Origin of the sequence: Pseudomonas sp. Cab53, assembly GCF_018325965.1 — a bacterium.
GTDB classification, from domain to species: Bacteria; Pseudomonadota; Gammaproteobacteria; order Pseudomonadales; family Pseudomonadaceae; genus Aquipseudomonas; species Aquipseudomonas chlororaphis_E.
Genome location: NZ_AP021902.1, coordinates 1,954,306 through 1,970,424, shown reverse-complemented (window position 1 = coordinate 1,970,424; position 16,119 = coordinate 1,954,306). Strand labels below are relative to the sequence as shown.

Annotated in this window: 18 protein-coding genes; all 18 read right to left on the bottom strand. The window is 60.6% G+C overall.

Annotation, left to right across the window (positions count from 1 at the left end):
• Positions 1–5 precede the first annotated feature (5 nt).
• Complete coding sequence (locus KI241_RS08620) at positions 6–1,376, bottom strand: hypothetical protein (protein WP_234407858.1); 1,371 nt, start codon at positions 1,374–1,376, stop codon at positions 6–8.
• Between the two features lie 41 nt (positions 1,377–1,417).
• The gene (locus KI241_RS08615) at positions 1,418–1,864 is read right to left on the bottom strand and encodes a hypothetical protein (protein WP_212803573.1); all 447 of its coding nucleotides are present in this window, start codon (positions 1,862–1,864) and stop codon (positions 1,418–1,420) included.
• A complete protein-coding gene (locus KI241_RS08610; RefSeq protein WP_212803572.1) occupies positions 1,845–2,546 on the bottom strand; it encodes an HrpE/YscL family type III secretion apparatus protein in 702 nt (233 codons plus the stop codon). The genes KI241_RS08615 and KI241_RS08610 overlap by 20 nt, the downstream gene beginning before the upstream one ends.
• Positions 2,518–3,084, bottom strand: coding sequence for a secretion system protein (locus KI241_RS08605; RefSeq protein ID WP_042730848.1), 567 nt, complete (start codon positions 3,082–3,084; stop codon positions 2,518–2,520). The genes KI241_RS08610 and KI241_RS08605 overlap by 29 nt, the downstream gene beginning before the upstream one ends.
• Positions 3,071–3,793: an EscJ/YscJ/HrcJ family type III secretion inner membrane ring protein gene (locus KI241_RS08600; protein WP_042730847.1), complete on the bottom strand. Its 723-nt coding sequence runs from the start codon at positions 3,791–3,793 to the stop codon at positions 3,071–3,073. The genes KI241_RS08605 and KI241_RS08600 overlap by 14 nt, the downstream gene beginning before the upstream one ends.
• Positions 3,790–4,098, bottom strand: coding sequence for a type III secretion system inner rod subunit SctI (gene sctI / locus KI241_RS08595; RefSeq protein ID WP_212803571.1), 309 nt, complete (start codon positions 4,096–4,098; stop codon positions 3,790–3,792). The genes KI241_RS08600 and sctI overlap by 4 nt, the downstream gene beginning before the upstream one ends.
• 58 nt (positions 4,099–4,156) lie before the next feature.
• Positions 4,157–4,417, bottom strand: coding sequence for a type III secretion system needle filament subunit SctF (gene sctF, locus KI241_RS08590; protein ID WP_042730845.1), 261 nt, complete (start codon positions 4,415–4,417; stop codon positions 4,157–4,159).
• A gap of 7 nt (positions 4,418–4,424) precedes the next feature.
• Positions 4,425–5,600 carry a PrgH/EprH family type III secretion apparatus protein gene (locus tag KI241_RS08585; protein ID WP_212803570.1) on the bottom strand — a complete coding sequence of 392 codons (1,176 nt, stop codon included), beginning with the start codon at positions 5,598–5,600 and terminating at the stop codon, positions 4,425–4,427.
• A 126-nt stretch (positions 5,601–5,726) separates the two neighbouring features.
• Positions 5,727–6,221, bottom strand: a complete 495-nt coding sequence (locus KI241_RS08580) for a transglycosylase SLT domain-containing protein (RefSeq protein ID WP_047737394.1) — start codon at positions 6,219–6,221, stop codon at positions 5,727–5,729.
• On the bottom strand, positions 6,218–7,477 hold the full coding sequence (locus tag KI241_RS08575) for a winged helix-turn-helix domain-containing protein (protein WP_212803569.1): 1,260 nt from the start codon (positions 7,475–7,477) through the stop codon (positions 6,218–6,220). Before KI241_RS08575 ends, KI241_RS08580 begins: the two co-directional genes overlap by 4 nt.
• A 240-nt stretch (positions 7,478–7,717) precedes the next feature.
• Positions 7,718–8,986 (bottom strand): glycerophosphodiester phosphodiesterase family protein, encoded by a 1,269-nt coding sequence (locus tag KI241_RS08570; protein ID WP_123578615.1) that lies wholly within the window; start codon positions 8,984–8,986, stop codon positions 7,718–7,720.
• Positions 8,987–9,328: 342 nt separating this feature from the next.
• Complete coding sequence (locus tag KI241_RS08565) at positions 9,329–10,330, bottom strand: IpaD/SipD/SspD family type III secretion system needle tip protein (protein WP_244868266.1); 1,002 nt, start codon at positions 10,328–10,330, stop codon at positions 9,329–9,331.
• Between the two features lie 103 nt (positions 10,331–10,433).
• Positions 10,434–11,486: a cell invasion protein gene (locus KI241_RS08560; protein WP_244868265.1), complete on the bottom strand. Its 1,053-nt coding sequence runs from the start codon at positions 11,484–11,486 to the stop codon at positions 10,434–10,436.
• A gap of 28 nt (positions 11,487–11,514) precedes the next feature.
• Positions 11,515–13,275 carry a type III secretion system translocon subunit SctE gene (sctE, locus tag KI241_RS08555; RefSeq protein ID WP_212803567.1) on the bottom strand — a complete coding sequence of 587 codons (1,761 nt, stop codon included), beginning with the start codon at positions 13,273–13,275 and terminating at the stop codon, positions 11,515–11,517.
• A 2-nt stretch (positions 13,276–13,277) separates the two neighbouring features.
• Positions 13,278–13,760, bottom strand: coding sequence for a type III secretion system translocator chaperone SicA (gene sicA / locus KI241_RS08550; RefSeq protein WP_212803566.1), 483 nt, complete (start codon positions 13,758–13,760; stop codon positions 13,278–13,280).
• A 287-nt stretch (positions 13,761–14,047) separates the two neighbouring features.
• Positions 14,048–15,082, bottom strand: coding sequence for an EscU/YscU/HrcU family type III secretion system export apparatus switch protein (locus KI241_RS08545; protein WP_212803565.1), 1,035 nt, complete (start codon positions 15,080–15,082; stop codon positions 14,048–14,050).
• Entirely contained in the window at positions 15,057–15,860 is an 804-nt protein-coding gene (sctT, locus tag KI241_RS08540; RefSeq protein ID WP_123578609.1) for a type III secretion system export apparatus subunit SctT, read from the bottom strand. The genes KI241_RS08545 and sctT overlap by 26 nt, the downstream gene beginning before the upstream one ends.
• 4 nt (positions 15,861–15,864) lie before the next feature.
• Positions 15,865–16,119: an EscS/YscS/HrcS family type III secretion system export apparatus protein gene (locus KI241_RS08535; RefSeq protein WP_042732696.1), complete on the bottom strand. Its 255-nt coding sequence runs from the start codon at positions 16,117–16,119 to the stop codon at positions 15,865–15,867.

The following is a 16,119-nucleotide window of genomic DNA, read 5'->3' as shown; positions in this document are numbered from 1 at the left end:
CTGGATCAATCCGTGGTCGTTTCCTGCAGCGTATGGGTGTTGCTGGTTTGCTTCAGGTTGGCAAAGATAAGTGGAAAGTAAAGAAACATCATCATCACGGCGAAACAGCCATTGAGAAGATGGCCCTGGGTATCCTCTCCGAAGTCGTACTCGCTCAACAAAGCGCCTGCCGCACCTACGACCAGACTGACAGCGTGGCCATACGATAGGCGTGCCCCCGCCACATTCACGAATGCATCGGCTAATTGAGTCCTGGTGGGCCACTGAACACCCGCGCGAACCTCCAACGCCATTTGTCGTAAAGACTCCGGATCAGAAAAGACCGAATCCGACCCTGGCTGGGGGGATAGCACATGCCAACTCTTGCAGATAATCAAGGTAGACACATCGGCTACCATTCCGAGCGCATTCAATCCGGCTTTGATAGCGTCCGCCCCGAAATCGTGATCCATCGCCTCGACGGCCCTGGCAGGCCCACTCAATGGCATGACCTTACCCAGTTCCGCCAATGCAAATTGAAACGCGCCATAAGCCGCTGCTGTAACAGCGGTTGACGCTGCGTTCGCGGAACCTGCGTTGTCTTTCAAAGGGAAAAAGGATTGAGCCAGCGCCCGGGCCATGATGTACACGACCCCGCCGGCCATTGCAGGGAAAAGCTTTGACGCCGTTCCCGTGAGAACGGCCGCGACACAGCCTCCCAGCGCTGCAGACGCTATGCACACACTCCCCAGCCGAGATTTCCAGCTCGCCTCCCCTGAGACCTCTCTGCGGATAGCCCCCATCAGCGTCAACGCTGGCCCCGTCATTGCCAGCGCCACAGCCGCCCATGCCCGCGTGGCCTCAGGTGTATCACCCGCACCCAGAGCGTGTTCGACGAGATAGCCAACGTACTCGCGCAACAAGGTGGTCAGCGCAATGATTACCCCCGTGTTCCCGGCGACATTCAACAGATTGAGACCTGGCCCCTTGGCGGATTCGAGCAGTTCCATGCCAGCCTCAAGTACAGACTTCAAGCGATCCTCACGATTTTCGCAGCCTTCGGCCCTTTCATTTATTAAATCAAAAATTGCATGGCTGTCAGGCTCGTGAAGCGTTACACCGGTTTCGACAAATTGCGTAATCTGATCGGTTACATCGCGATCGTACTGTCCCAGGTCGGCAGAGAGTTCCTTCAGCGAGGCCGTCGTGGCATTACCCAGATGCACAAAACCCATTGCGACATGTTTAGGCGCCCCCAATTGGTCCAATTGAAAATCAGTAGTGTCCAGCAGTACAGATTCAAGCGTCGCTGATGTTTCTACCGAACTAGTTGAAGATGAAACGAAATCACTTCGGGCGACATCTGTAGAAATGCTCGCACCTTGTCCAATTTGCATGGTTATTTTTCCTTGCTCTCATATAAACCATCAAAACTTTCTCACCACTCACTCCTCTCCCACGCCTCATCCCCCATCGGCTCAAACACCTCACGCATCCACCCCGTGACAAACACCTCCATGGCAAACGCCAGCCCATTGGCGCCGCTGATCTCTTTGTAGAGCCGGGACTTTTCCAGCCCCTCGTCCTTCAATCGAAACAGCACCTGCAACGTGACCGCCTTCAATGCGCTTGCGGTGGGGTACGCCGCGGTGTCGCCGTCTGGCCCTCGCAGCCCGCGCAAAAATTCATAGAGGGCCTTTTCGCCCTGCCCCTCCATCCCTAACAGCCATTGATACAGTTGCTCGAACCCAGGGTCAGGGCGCTTGGTGGCGGTCAATGGTTCATGGGCGGCCAGCAAGCGCGATTCCAATGTTTGCACCGGGGAGCCGGCGTCGCGATCGAGGGCAACGGTGCCGGGTGTGGGTTCAATCTTCACAAGGCACATCGGCAGGCGCGGTTTGTGGGGCGAAACTGGCGCACAGCGCCGACAGGGCTTGCAACGCGGCCTGGTCCAGCACGCGCACCGAATCCGGCAAGTCGGCAATGCTCGCCAACAAGCGCGGCGCGAGCCGCTCGCGCGTGGCTTCCAGGTCGAACTCCAGCAGTTGATCCGCCAGCCGCAGCACGTAGCGATCCTGCGGGTGGTACTCCAGGTGCAGTTCACCCGACCAGTGCTTGCCCACGCACTCGCGCATTTCATCGCCGCGCGGACGACAGTGTTGCGGCAATAACACCTGCAACACCGCGTCGCTGTCGCCGGCTTGCCCGACCAGCCAGCGCGCCAGCATGTCGTCCAGCCATGGGGGCTGGTCCAAGGCCTGGGCGAGCAGATCGCCCGCAGCCCGGATCAGTTGCTGGTGCAGTTGTTGGCCGAGGGTTTGGGCGGTCAACAAGCCTTCCGCCAACTGCCCGGCCGCCCGCAGGATGCCCTCGGCATACCCCTGCCGGAACGCCTCGGCGTGTACCGCTTCGGCCTCGCGCCGCGCCTGTTCGAGACATTCTCGGGCCCGGCGCTGGGCTTCGAGTTGCAGGCGTCGACGGCGGCGGGCAGCAGCGATGTCCTCGCGGGCCAGGTGCACGTCTTCGTCAACGGGCAGGTCAGCGATGGATCGGATCGAGTCGAGCATGCTGCACCGCCAGGAAGAAAAGCGTCGGGTCCGGTTCAGGGACCGGCCACTGCCGATGCAAGCCCACGACCGGTTCGGAAAACTGCAAGGCCAGGCACTCCAGCAGCCACGGTGGGACCTGCCTGTGCCAGCCCCACAGCGCATTGAGGCCGGCCGCTTCGACCTGCTCGATTGAAACCGGCAGGCCCGCGACCGGCAGGCCGCCGCGGGCCCCTAGGCGACAGCCGGCGAACCGGCGCACCGACGCCGGCAGGCATCGCCATGCCGCCCCTCGCGCCAACGCGGGCCACAGCCGATAGGCCCCCATCAGCAACGCCACGCAGGGCAACTGCCGCCACTGGCGAACCCACTGTTTTGCCACGCCGCCCAGCGCTGTCGAAGGCAGCGCCAGTGGCAGCGCCAGCCCATCACGCAGCATGTCATTGAGCCGCCGGCGCGCCTCTTCGCCCTCGAAGTCCGGCGGCACCACCAGGCGCTGCGGGTGCAGATAAGCCAAAGGCTCGACGAGAAGACGCCGCAGGCATTCAACGTCCGACATCACGTCGCCTCACACCGGCAAAGTGGTAAAGCCAGGCCGCTCCACCAGCCACCAGTAGTCCGCTCATCACCCCCAACAACCACGGCCAGGGCGAATACCCTTGGGTGGTCAACCGCGATGGCGCAACGTGCTGGGTCGGCGAGCGCCTGGACAGCACCACCGAGATGTTCTCGTAGTCCACCGCGGCGAAACTGTTCTTGAGGAAACGCTTGATGTCGTTGATCAGCAATTGCGCCTCGACGTCGCGCTCATGCAACACCATCGCCGAGAGGTGCACAGGCGCAGGCTTGCGACCGCCCTCGCCGGCGTCCAAGTCATAGCTGATGTGGACCCGCGCCGACACCACCCCTTCGAGCACCCCCAGCGATTGCTCGACGCGCTGTTCCAACGCCGAATACAACCGGGCCTTTTCCGCGCGGGGCGAGGCCACCAGGGCGTCGGCGGGAAACATCTCGGAGACTTGCAGGCGCGGCCTGGAAGGCAGCGCGTAGAGGTTGAGCAGGTCGACGGCGGCGGCAAAATCCAGTGGATCGATCTTCACCGCGTAACCGGTCTTGCCGGTGTCAACCTTCACCGCGGCAATGTTGTTGCGCTGCAACACCGACAGCACTTCGTTGGCCTGTTGCTGATCCAGACCCTCCAGCAGGCTCGGCTGGCGGCACCCCGCCAGGGCCAGGCACAGCAACACGCAACAAAGGCTCGTTCTCATGAAGCACGCAACAGGGTTTCGGCGGTGCCCACGGCCTTGCGCACCATCACGTTGAGCAAGTTGATGTCGACGTTGTATTGCCCGGTCAGCTCCTGCAACTGGGCCAACACGTCAGGGTCGGTGACGTCGGGGCGGCGCAGCAACTGACCAATAGCCGAGACATCCTGCCCGCTGTCAACGAAAGCCCTGGCATAGCTGTCGATCAGTCGCGACTCCAGCGAAACGATCGGCCCCTCCTGGGGGCCATGCAATTCAGCGATGGCCAACCGCTCGATGGCCGCCGGGTAAAGACTTTGCAAAGGCATACGGTGCACTCATGAAAGGGCCATCGTCACACGCGATGGCCAGCCGAAAGAGAAAGCGTCAACGCGCCGCCTGGATGATCGCCATGTCGATGTCCTTGAAGCCCTTGATCGTGTTGGTCTGGGCGTTGCGAAAGACCGTGTACGAGGAAAACGCGGTCTGGTAGGCCGCCAGCAGCCCGGGGTCGGACGCATCGTTTTTCAGCTTCTCCAGCGCTTCGTCCAAGGCTTCCTTGAGTTTCTTCGCACCCTCTTCGAATGCCGCGGCCTGCTCACCGAGAAAGTCATCGGGGAATGTGATGGGGAGTCCGATACCAGCCATGCGTCACCTACTCTGTCTGATTTAGAAAATGCCAGGACGAAGACCCCGTCTTGACGTAGCCCTGGGGGCCGGTTTGAAACGACTTGCCCTTGAGCGCGTCGTCCTTGAGCTCGACGGTGAAGTGCACGTAGCGATCCCCCCACTGCCGGTAAAAATCGTCGACGTACTGGCGCGCCGCAGCCAGCTCGGCATCTTGCAAGTTGCCCTCGACGGCGAACGTGACACTGTCGCTGTGCTCGACCCGGCTGAACGCCAGCGAGAGGCGTTGCAAACCACTCTGGGCCAGGTCAGCCAGCCTTCGGTCGTCCTGCATCTGCAGCACGACATCGCGGGCATACGGCGTCGCCGCCAGCAGTGTTTCGAGCAGGCGCGCCTGGCTGTCGGGCGTGAGCAGGTTGCGTTGTGCGCTGAGCCACAGGCGCGGCAATGACGGGTCCTTGAGATCGAGCACATGCCAGGCCAGTTGCGGGTCATGGTCGATCAGCACCTGCTCCAGCCGACGCCGCTCCTGCTCCAGCAGCAGCACCGTCCCCTCGAAGCCGGGGCGGCGAGTCAGCACCTGACGGCTCCAGCCGGCATCGCGCTCGCTGGAGACAAACACGTACACCGCCCCATCGCGCCCACCCAGCACCTGTACCTGGGCACTGGCGCCGGCAATCAACGCGCGAACGGCGGTTTCAGGCGCCGGTCCCGGTCGCGCCACGAAGCCGAGCCCAATCGCCAGTGCAGCCAGCACCAGGCCGCAGGCGATCCAACGGGACCGTGGGCTGTTCCACGCGATGGGGGCGGCTGCATGATCAGGCGCAGCGCTCGGATGCTTGAAAAGATCGGGCGCCCAACCTTCGTTCTGGGCTCGCAAGGCGATGTACAAACCACCGACCTGGACCCTGGCCTGGAAGGCCGCATGGCGAACCTCGACCGAATCGCCGAGCACCCGCAACGGCACGCTCTGCGGCGTGGCCTGGTCGGCCAGCACCTCGAAGTTACAGCCACCGGTCTGCAGTGGAACGAAAATGGCCTCGGCAGGCACACCGGCCGAAAGCGCGCCCTCCTCCAACAGGTCCACCGCCCCGACCACGAACACCGTGGTGCCTTCGCCCAGCGCAAACTCGCAGCCCTGCAACGGGCCATTGAGTATCCGCAGGACGCAAGGCTGTAGCGTAGGGGCCGTCGGCACTGTCACCGTCCAAACTCCAGGGCAGTCGAATGAGCCGCCATGGTAGGCACTGCGCAAACAGGCTTCCTGATCGAAATCTGCCGGTTGTGCCGCGCAAGGGATCAGAATCCCGAGAAAGCCCCGTGGCGAAGCTCATCCGTCCGACGGTTCGGTTGCAGGTCGTCCTGGCTGGCCCTGAGTGAGCGCTTGGTAGCGCTGCCAGACCTTGCGCGCATAGCGCAGGCGTGCGGCCTGGCGATGGGGTGAGTTGCCCGCGTTGTAAGCGCCGACCGCCGTCCAGTTGTAGCCATGGCGGGCGATGAATTCGGCCAGCACCGACGCCCCGACTTCCACCGACAGGCACGGTTCTTCCAGCAAACGCCGCTCGGTGATCCCCTGGCGTTGCAGACGCGGCAGATGGCTGCTGTTGACCTGCATCAGGCCAATGTCGCGGGTGCCGTTGCGGTTGTGGTTGATCGCGCCGGGCTGCTGCCCCGACTCGACCTCGGCAATCGCTTGCAGCAGCTCGGGTTCGATGCCATGCAACTGCCCGGCCTTGCTCCAGCACCAGGCATTGGCCTGCGTCACGCCCAGGCCCAGACCGAGACACACCGGCCAGCACAACCAAGGATTGCGACGCCCCTTCATGCCAGGCGCCGCTCGCCGGCCCTGGTCAGCTGCTCGTCAATGCGCCCCTTCAACAGTCGGGCCCGGACACAATCGGGATCGTGCGCCAGGCACTGGTCGATGACGCTCGCAGCCAGTTCGTTACGGCGCCAGAACCAGTGATGCCAGGCGTGAAAGTACAACACGTCCGCCTGATCGGCCGACAACAGGCAGCGTCGAAACAACACCTCGGCCGCCTGTTCGCAGCCGCGCAGACTGGTAAGCAAGGCCAATCGCGTCAACGCCGGCAGGCTGCCGGGGTCCAGTGCCAAGGCCTTGGAAACCGCCACATGGGCCTCTTCGATGGCCCGCTCCTGATCGACCACCCCGATCATCGCCTGCCCGAGCCAGACATCGGCCATGCCGCACCACGGTGGCGCGTACCCGGCATCGAGGTTCACACACTGCCTGAACAGCACCGCCGCATCGCGCAGGCTCTGGACCGTGTGTCGTTGCACTTGGCACAGCCCGTTGAGATAAGCCACCGCCACCGGATAGGCACCACACCGATCACCCACCGGGCGCAGGCCGGGCACGCGCTGGGCCACCAGACACGTCAGCGCGCCCAACGCCTCGCCGGCATCGCGGGCGTCCAGCGTCTGCCCATGGAGCAACGCCTGGTCGGCGCCGCGCATCAACTCGACCGACCACAGCGGCGCCGCGCTCGACCCGCTGAAACGCCCACTCAGGCAGTAATCCACCGACAACCGCCCGACCCACGAACGCACGTCCTCCACGGCCCCACAGGCCGCGATCAAGCCCGAGGGAATAACCCGCAACGCCTCGCCGAACGCCACGCTCAACTGACGGATCATTACATCCTGCAGATCCAGCGCCGCCGTCTCATCCAGATTGCGAAACGGCAGCACGGCCAACGAAGGCGCCGTAGCCCTCGCCTGGCTTGGCCCATCGAGCGCCACCACCGGGCAGGTGAATCGATACCCCTGGCCGTACACCGTCGCGATGAAATCCTTGTTGTCCCTGAGCAACTTGCGCAAGGCATAGATGCAGCGGGTCAACGATTCCTCGGCCGTGTCCATGCGGGGCCAGACCTGGTCCAGCAGGTGGTCCTTGCCGACCACCGAACCCGCCGAACCCAGCAACAGGCGCAGCACGTGCAATTCTTTGGGGGGAACATGGACACCTTGTCCGTCTCGCGTCAGCGTTCCATCGCTTTGCAATAGCCAGTGGTCGAACACGAATGATCCGACCGGCGTTTGATCAGTTGCACTGTCCATACTCTGAGATTTCTCTATAGAAAGTTACTGAAGCGCAATTGAGCCTGCCGGGTGGGCAGGCTCGGGATGGCGAGGTGCGTGACTATAGGAAGTTGACTCAGGCTAATCCGTAGGAAAAAACAACTTATGTCACAATGAAAACACGACCAGGCTTGTAGGATTATTCCACCAGCAGCAACCCAAAGCCAACCAACAAAAAACAACGAAGCACTTAAACTTCGACAACTGAAAAAAGTGAACTCAGTAATTCCTGAGTTGCGAATAGGGTTTAGCCTTGCCCGCCCCCAATGTAAGAATTTCGCTATTATCTTGCCAACCGTGACTTTTATAGAAATAAAAGCAGTCTTCACCTTCCGCCGTCTGCTTATACATCATCTGCATCCCAACACCATTCAGCAGAAGACTCGACTCCAGCAGAACCTTCCTTGCATCATCAACGTTATCACACTTGAAAAAAGTAGTTACTCGCTCACTCAATTCCAACAAAAGCAAGGCAAAACCCCGATTATCATTGTATTGTCTAAAATCTGAAGTCGATGCATGAATCACTTTATTTCCGGCCACTGCCAAATCGACGATTGGCTCACGCAAATCCCATAGCACCCCATCGTAACCTTGAAATCCGTTACCCTCCACGAGAGCCCGAAGACTGTCCATTGCCCATTCGGGATATGTAGCATCAGCTTGCTTTAATGAAAAATCTTTATTGACATTCTCCTTCCCAAATAATTCAGTCGTTTTTATGCCAGGAGCAATATTAACATTCAGCATACCTCGCTGCTCCGCCTCTACCTTTAGATCTTTGAGCGCGTCATGCTTAAACGAACAGAAAATTATATCCTCCAGTGGAAATTTATCAGCCTGCCTAACTCCCTCACATACCAAATCCAATATTTCGGAGACCACTGTCGAATCTTTTATTTCAATATTCAACAAAATAGGTCGCTGCTCATATTTCGCCAATACATCATTAGCATTATTGACGAGCTCAGCCACTTCTAAAAACGTGGGCATAACCTCTCCATCGCGCCCTATCGACACCTCTCTCAACTGATCAATCGTTTTTTTACCGACTAGATATGAGTCTTTCGTCTCACCAAAAGGTAACTGAGCGCCCGTACGATCTGCTCCGTACTCATTGCGCCAAATTTCATCATCATGCGTAACAACAACAGTGCCATCCGCCGCTTTGAAGATATCAATTTCAATAGCGTCTGCGCCCTGCATGATGGCAGCCCTGATGCTAGAGATACTGTTTTCGGGAGGCAACTCCTTTGGAAAGGTGGAGCCAAACACACTCGTCGGACCTAGACCCCGATGGGCAACAAGCAATAGGTTATTCCCCGTACGCTCTCTAAGCAGGTCATTATTACCTCTAGACTGTAACATCTCCTGAATTTCCTGCTCGTTTAAATCAAGACGCGACTCACCCAGGGCTAGTGAACTAACTCCATCACAGACCGAAACCAGAGAAGAAATACCCGCACCAGCAGAAGCCTGACAAAACATAATAAACCTCAAGCACCAAAAAACAACATCGACAAAACATTAAATCAACAAAACGACAATATTTAAATCATTACCTCCTCAACACGTCCTGCACAGTATTAATTATGTCCATAACAGACCTCCATCTTGCCACCTGATCTGGAGGAACCTCTATATCAAACTCCTCACCAATCAGCACAACAATTTCCACCACCCCATAGAGTCGACATTCAAGTCTTCAACTATTCTCAAGCAACTTTCCAAGTTACACGACACACCCAAATACTCGGACAGTATATAAGCAACCTTAGCCTCAACAGAAATCTCAACGACCGACAAGCCCATCCACAGCACCTACACGAATTAAAAATTCAACATCGCCCGCAACATATCCGCAAACTGATTCAAATGCGCCGACAGCGTCTTGTTGAAGTTGTCGTGGTAGGCATTGGCGTTCGAATACTTCTGGGTCAACGATTGCAGCAGGTTCTTCATACGTTCTTCCTGGGCGTTGAAGCCGGTCTGCCACTGGTTGTACTTGGCGGTGTCCCAGGTCACGGTGCCGCCGCTGGCGGGCAGGCCTTCCTTCATGAGGGTGAGCGGGTCAAGGTCGATGACCACGCACCAGGTGCCGTCGCCGTTTGGCTTGAGACACCTGCCGGGCAGGCCCAGGGCCTTGAGCCATTTCTCGGCTTCGTCCTTGCTGGCGCCGCCTTCCCCGGGTTTTGGAAACAGCACGGAGGCCGGGTTGGGATGGCTGTATTTTTCGATCAGCCGGGTCAGTGCGGCGCGCAGGGCACCGGCATCGAGCTTGACGTCCTTGCCGTCGTTCGCACCTTCGATCCAGTCCTTCATCTGCGCGGTGATCTCGGCGTTGAAGTCGGCGAAGAAGTCCGAATAGGCGGCGATGATGTGCTCGTAGCCGGCGAGGTAGCCGTTTTTGATCAGGTCGATCAGTTCGAGGAGCTTTTCGAAGAAATCGTTCGAGGAATTGATCGAGGCGTCCAGGGCCTCCGCGATCTCGATGGGTTTGTCCTTGTCCAGGTGCACCTTGAGATCGCGCAGGATTTCGCCTTGTTTGCTTTCGAGCTGGCGAAGCCGGGTTTCGTCCAGAGCACTCATGCAGCCGGTCATGGCCGCGCTGCACTGACGCAATTGCAAGCTCCACAACTGCGACCGTGTGCGCTTGGCGTGGATCTGTTCGAAGGCCTCTGCGAGATCCATCTTCGCCAAGCCTTCGGCCGTCAGGCTCTTCAAACGACCGATCGTGTCTGCCGAGCATTCGAGCATTCGTTGGAGGTGGCGATTGAGCGTCTTGAAAGAACGCTCCAATACGTCCACCGGTTGGAAGGCCGACTGACCCATCGCGCTCATTTCAGGCGGGGCCGGCGCGGGATCCGAATGATCGGCATAGGTCGCTTGCCGAGGCGTTTGGGTGACACCTTGTATGTCCATCTTATGAATGCCCTCAAGCGGTAACGGCACGCACGACGTCGGCGCGTGACTGGAAAAGCTGCATCACCATGTCCATCAGCTTCTGCAACAACGCGGCTTCGGCCGCGTCTTTCTGCGCGACTTCATCGGCCAGGCTCTTCTGGCTGTTCTGCGCGCTTTGCTGCAGCACTTCCTGCTCCCGGGCGGCGTGCTCGGTGAGGCGCACCACGTTGGCCACTACCTGGCTTAAGTTCATCGACATGGCGCCGAGGGCGCGGCCGATTTCCAGTTTTTTCTCGATGCCCTTGCTGCCCATCTGGCTCAGCCAGTCGGAGGTCTGGCCGACCTTCTGGGCCTTGAGGATCTCACCGTCGAACCAGGCCTGTTCCTGGGGCGTCAGGGTGGCGCCCTTGGGTTTGAAATCGACGGTGGTCGGACGGGCGAAATCATCCAGGGTATTGATCTTGTAGGTGGTTTTCGGGTCCCAGTCCTCCCGCTGGCGCTGCAGCTTGAGGTCGCGTTCGAGGTTGCCGGCGTCCAAGGCGTTGCGCCTGTGCAGATCGATGTCGGCGTGTTTCAGCGCCTGCCCGTGGAGGGTCTTGACCATGGAAAAACCGGCGACTGCGCCGGACACCACGGCAGCGGTGATGGCGCTGTACAGCGCCGCCTGGCCGGATTCGACGATGGCCCTGCCCTGGGCCTTGGCCGCGTCGGACGCCATGACGGTGAAATGGCCGCGCAGTTGCGCGTTGGCGACGCGCGCGATGTTCAGCGCGATGATCGCGGCCACCAACACGTTGGCGTGTTTTTCCCAGGCGCCGGGGTCGAAGATCAGTTCGTTGCGCGCATCGTCGCTGAGCATCATCGAGGCCGCCATGAAGTCTTGCCCATCCGCTTCGGTGGGCTGATAGGCGTTGATTCTGCGTTCGAGCTCAGTCGGCGCGATGAAGCTGTCGCGTTCGAGTACCTGACTGGCGGTGGCCGCGTCGAACACGGCGGAACCGGAGCGATACGATTTGGACGGGTGCTCTGGGTTGGCATCGACCCGTACAGGGGCGATCCCGGTCGTAGCGTAAGGATTGATCATCTCGGATACCTGGGGTCAGTGATTGATTTCAAACATGCCGAACCATGCTCAGGCTCGCGGCATGGCTGCGTTGCAGGTCGGCGAAGACCTGTTCGATCTGTCGGGTCCTGTCGCGCATCGCTTGCCCGTAGTCCTCGACCACCTGGGTCAGGTACCGGCTGATTTCCTCGCTGATCGCCATGCGCACTCGCACGTCCGCCAGGTGCACGGCGGCCTGGGCCTGGTGCTTGCCGCTCTGGATCTGCAACCCGCCCTGCACCGCCACGCTGCCGAATTCGGTCAGGGCCTGGGCGATCTCCAGGTTCGCGGCATAACGGGCCAGCGTCACCGGATCGGCGCCGTGGGTGATGAAACCACGCAGTTGGCTCAGCGCCTGCGTCAGGGCGTTACCGACCGACGACGCCATCTGCTTCATGGCTTGCACGGCGGCGGGTGCTGCCTGGGCGGCCACGGAAGCGAGTTTCGAAGCGACGGCACTCACCATTGGCCCGATCACCTGCACGCCGACAATGGCGACCAGGGCCACCGCTGCCAGGGTCGAGATCACGCCCTGGATCATGCCGGCGATCTGCGCGATGTCCCGGGCCTTTTCGGGATCGACGCCGAAATCGATCAAGAGCTGGGTGTAGAGCTCGGTGAACCGCTTGATGGCTTCCTGCATCGCGTCGGTCAACGGTTTCATGGCCTCGGCCATGAACGACTTGCCGGTTTTTGCCTCTACCACCACATCGGCAAACATCACAACCATGCCAACCACCCCGACCACGATCAACGGCAAGTTGCCGGTCATGACCCCGGCAACGATAGTGACAGTGGCCACTAGCGCACCGATGATCTTGCCGATGCAGCCCATGGTTTTCTGGAGTGCCTCGGCCTTGCGGACTTCCTCCAGATATTTATCCGACTCACGCTTCATGTGCTCCTGAAGCTTGGCCTGCAATTCCTGGAACAGCTCCTGGCTGAGTTCCTCTTTGTTCTGCGCCGCCTCGCCCAGCAACTCGATGATCTTGAGGCGATTGAGCAACGCCAGCGCGCTGCTGCTGAGGGCTTTTTCATCCGTCTCTTGCGTGGCGGAGCCGCTCATGCCGGACACCACTACCCTGGCGACCACACCGCTCAAGGTGTTGGCAAAGGCATTGGCGATGCCGATCAATTTCAGGTGGGCCTCGGTCGCCGCGCTAAAGGCTTGGGTGTGGCTCGCCAACTCGCCCTTGAGCTGGTCATGGCGGCTCAGTTCTTCAGCGTACTCGGCGGACCCTGGGTCCAACTGCGCCAGCCGGGCTTCGCTTTCGGCCAGCAAGCCCTGCGCATGCACGAGCCGCTCATGCAATTGCTCGAGATGCTCCTGGCTGCTGCCGACCTGCCCTTCGGCCGCCGCCCAGGCCTGGAGTGCCGCGGCGTAATCGGCCGAGAGGCTTTCCAGCCCCTGCTGCCGGGCGCTCGCCATGCTCTGCAGCATCGCCAGGCGGTTCTTCAGTTTGTTGACGTCGACTTCACCGATCAGCTCGCTGATCATCGCCATCAACAAGGTGAACAGGTCGCCATTGGTCTCCTGCCTGTTGCCGTCGGCTCGCAGCGGCGGATGCAGCACGGGCCGGCCCAGGCTGGCGGTGGACGGGCCACCCTGGCCTTCGTAGCGCACCGACATCAGGTCCTCCAGCGCCTTCTGGCCCGCCTCGCGGTACTGCGTGGTCCTGGCGGCCTGGCTGGCGGCGGCGCCGTAGCGCTCAAAGACCTCGGCGCGGTTCATCGTGACGCCCGGGTACGCGGGGCGGGTAATCTCACTCATGTTCAGTCCTCCGAACATTGCTGTTCCATGTGGGCCAAGGTGTCGAGATACACCTTGGCCTGCTCGCGCAGCGTGTCTTGCGTGGCGTGCTCAAGCACGTAGTCGAAACACAACCGGGCCTTGCCAACCTTGCCCAGGGCCAGGTGGCACTGGCCGGTGTAGAGCATTGGCCGGTAGTCGTCCTTGCCTTGGGCAAAGGCAATCGCATACAGGTCGATCGCTTTCTGGTGGTCTTGCTTGAGCTGGTGCACGGCCGCCAATCCCATCCAGTAATGGCTGTTGTAGAAGTCGTAGATGCACAGGAAGTGGAAGAACTTCTGCGCATCGTCCAGGCGCCCCTGCTCGTAGAACTCGAAGGCGAAGGCATAGAGGCTGGCCATGTGTTCGTCACTGATGCCTTGCACGTCTTTCAACGCCGCGCCCGCGAGCACCGCATCGACGACCTCCAGGGCCACCTGCTCGTCTTGTTGTTTGTTGCGACTCATCGGCCCCACTCCTGAAAAAATGCCAGCGTCGCTGACGGGTGCATTGAGCCAAACCGCGGGTGGGGGGCGCTGCCAAATTGCGCTCATTGCGGTGAGTGCCTTCCCCTGGTCGGCAGAAATCTTTTGTGGCGAGGGGATTTATCCCCGCTGGGCTGCGCAGCAGCCCCAAAACGGCAAACTCAATTGACATGACGCACCGCGTTGTCTGGTTTAGGGCCGCTGCGCAGCCCAGCGGGGATAAATCCCCTCGCCACAGGGTTGTGCATGAGCCTGGGCGCACATCGGCCTCACGCCTGCTCCACCTGCTCCAGCCAGATCAGCAAGCGCAGCACTTGCTCCACTTCCTGCACCTGGAGAAAGCTGTAGCGCTGGTGGGTCTTGAAAATGCGCCGGGCCAGGGTCACGTCGTTGACCACCGGCACCCCCACCTCCTTGGCGTACGCCCGCACGGCCAGGGCGCGCTGGTTGGTTTCCATCAGGGAAATGAACGGCAGCAAGGTGATTTCCGGGCGGAAGTACACGCCGATGGCGATGTGGGTCGGGTTGGCGATGATCATGCGCGAGCTGCGCACGTCGGACTTGACCTGCTCCGACAGCAGCTCCATGTGCAGGTCGCGGCGGCGGCCCTTGATCTGCGGGTTGCCGTCCTGCTCCTTGTGTTCGCGCTTGACCGAGTCCTTGTCCATCATCTGGTCCTTCATGAACAGCCCGTACTCGCACAGCGCATCGAGCACGACGATCAACACGACACAGGCCAGGAACGCCAGCACCAGCACCAGCAGCAAACGTCCCCAGATCGCGAACAGATCGGGGGCCTGGGCGAACAGTTGGGCAAATAGCAGCGGCCGTTGCGTGACCCAGACGACCCATAGCGCCAGGGCGAAACTGCCCAGGTACAAAAGCGCCTTCACGGTGTCCTTGACGGTGCGCAGGCTGAACAGCTTCTTGAAGCCATTGACCGGGTTCAACGCGCCAAAATTGAGTTTCAACGCTTCGCTGGCCAAGGCAAAACCGCTTTGCAGCAAGGCCGGCACGGCGCTGGTCAGCACGCACACCAGTAACAGCGGCAGCAACGCTTCCAGCCCCAGCAGCACCCACATCATCGAGTACGCTTGCAGGTCGGCGTCAAAGCCGCTGTCGATGATCCGCCGGTAGACCTCCATGACCTCGACCAGCGAGCTGTTGAAGACCAGGTAGCTGATACCGCACAGGGTCAGGCAGCTGATGACCAGGTCCTTGGCCTTGAACGTCTGGCCTTTGCGGGCCGCATCCCGGAGCCGCTTGGCTGTGGGTTTTTCAGTCTTCGAGGCGCTGGACGACATGCCCGCCCTCTTCAACATCCAGGTAGTCGGCCAGGCCTGCGGACATGCCGCCCATGCGCAGCACTTCATCCGGCAGGTGCACGCCGAAGTACAGCATCAACACCACCAGCGCCACCAGGCTCTTGACCGTCAGCGACACCGAGAACGCGTTCATCTGCGGCGCATAGCGCGAGAGCAAGCCGAGCAGGGCTTCACTGACCAGCAACGCGGCCACCACCGGTGCACTGATCACCAGGGTCTTGCCCACCAGCATGTCCAGCAGGGCATGGATGGCCGGCAGGTTCATCGCGCAACCACTCACCGGCGCGCACAGGCGATAGCTCTGGGCAACGGTTTCAAGCATCAACAGCAGGCCGCCACCTTCCAGGTACACCACCGCGGCGAACAACTGGAGAAAGTTCGCCAGCTCCGAGGTGTCGACGCCGTTGGCCGGGTCCACCGTGCTGCTGAGCATCGCGCCGCGCTGGTTGTCGATCAGGTTGCCCATGGCATGCAACACCCAGAACGGCCAGCACAACAGCCCGCCCAGCAGCACGCCAATGCTCGCCTCACGCAGCATCAAGCCAAGAAACGCCAGGCTGTCGAGGGCGGGCACGGGCACGCCCACATAGGCCCAGAACCCCAGTGCCACCAGCACGATCACCGCCTGGCGCGGCACGCCGGTGAGCACACCGCTGTTGAGGAACGGCAGCATGAAGAACATCGGCGCCAGGCGTGCCAGGCCCAGGAGCGCGGCGGCAAACCCGGCGTACAGCTCAAAGAACAAGGTCATCGACATCGGCCTAGTCCAACGCCAGGCGGATGACTTCGCGACTGAAATCCAGCAGGGTTTCGCCGTACCAGCCCGAGAGCAGGAACAGGCACGCGGCGACCGCCAACAACTTGAACCCGAACGGCAGGGTCTGCTCCTGCAACTGGGTCACGGTCTGGATCAACCCCACCACCAGGCCGACCACCGTGGCGACGATGATCGGCCAGGCCACCATCAACAGGATCAGGTACAGGGTCTTGTTACCGGCATAGACCAGGTCGTTCAT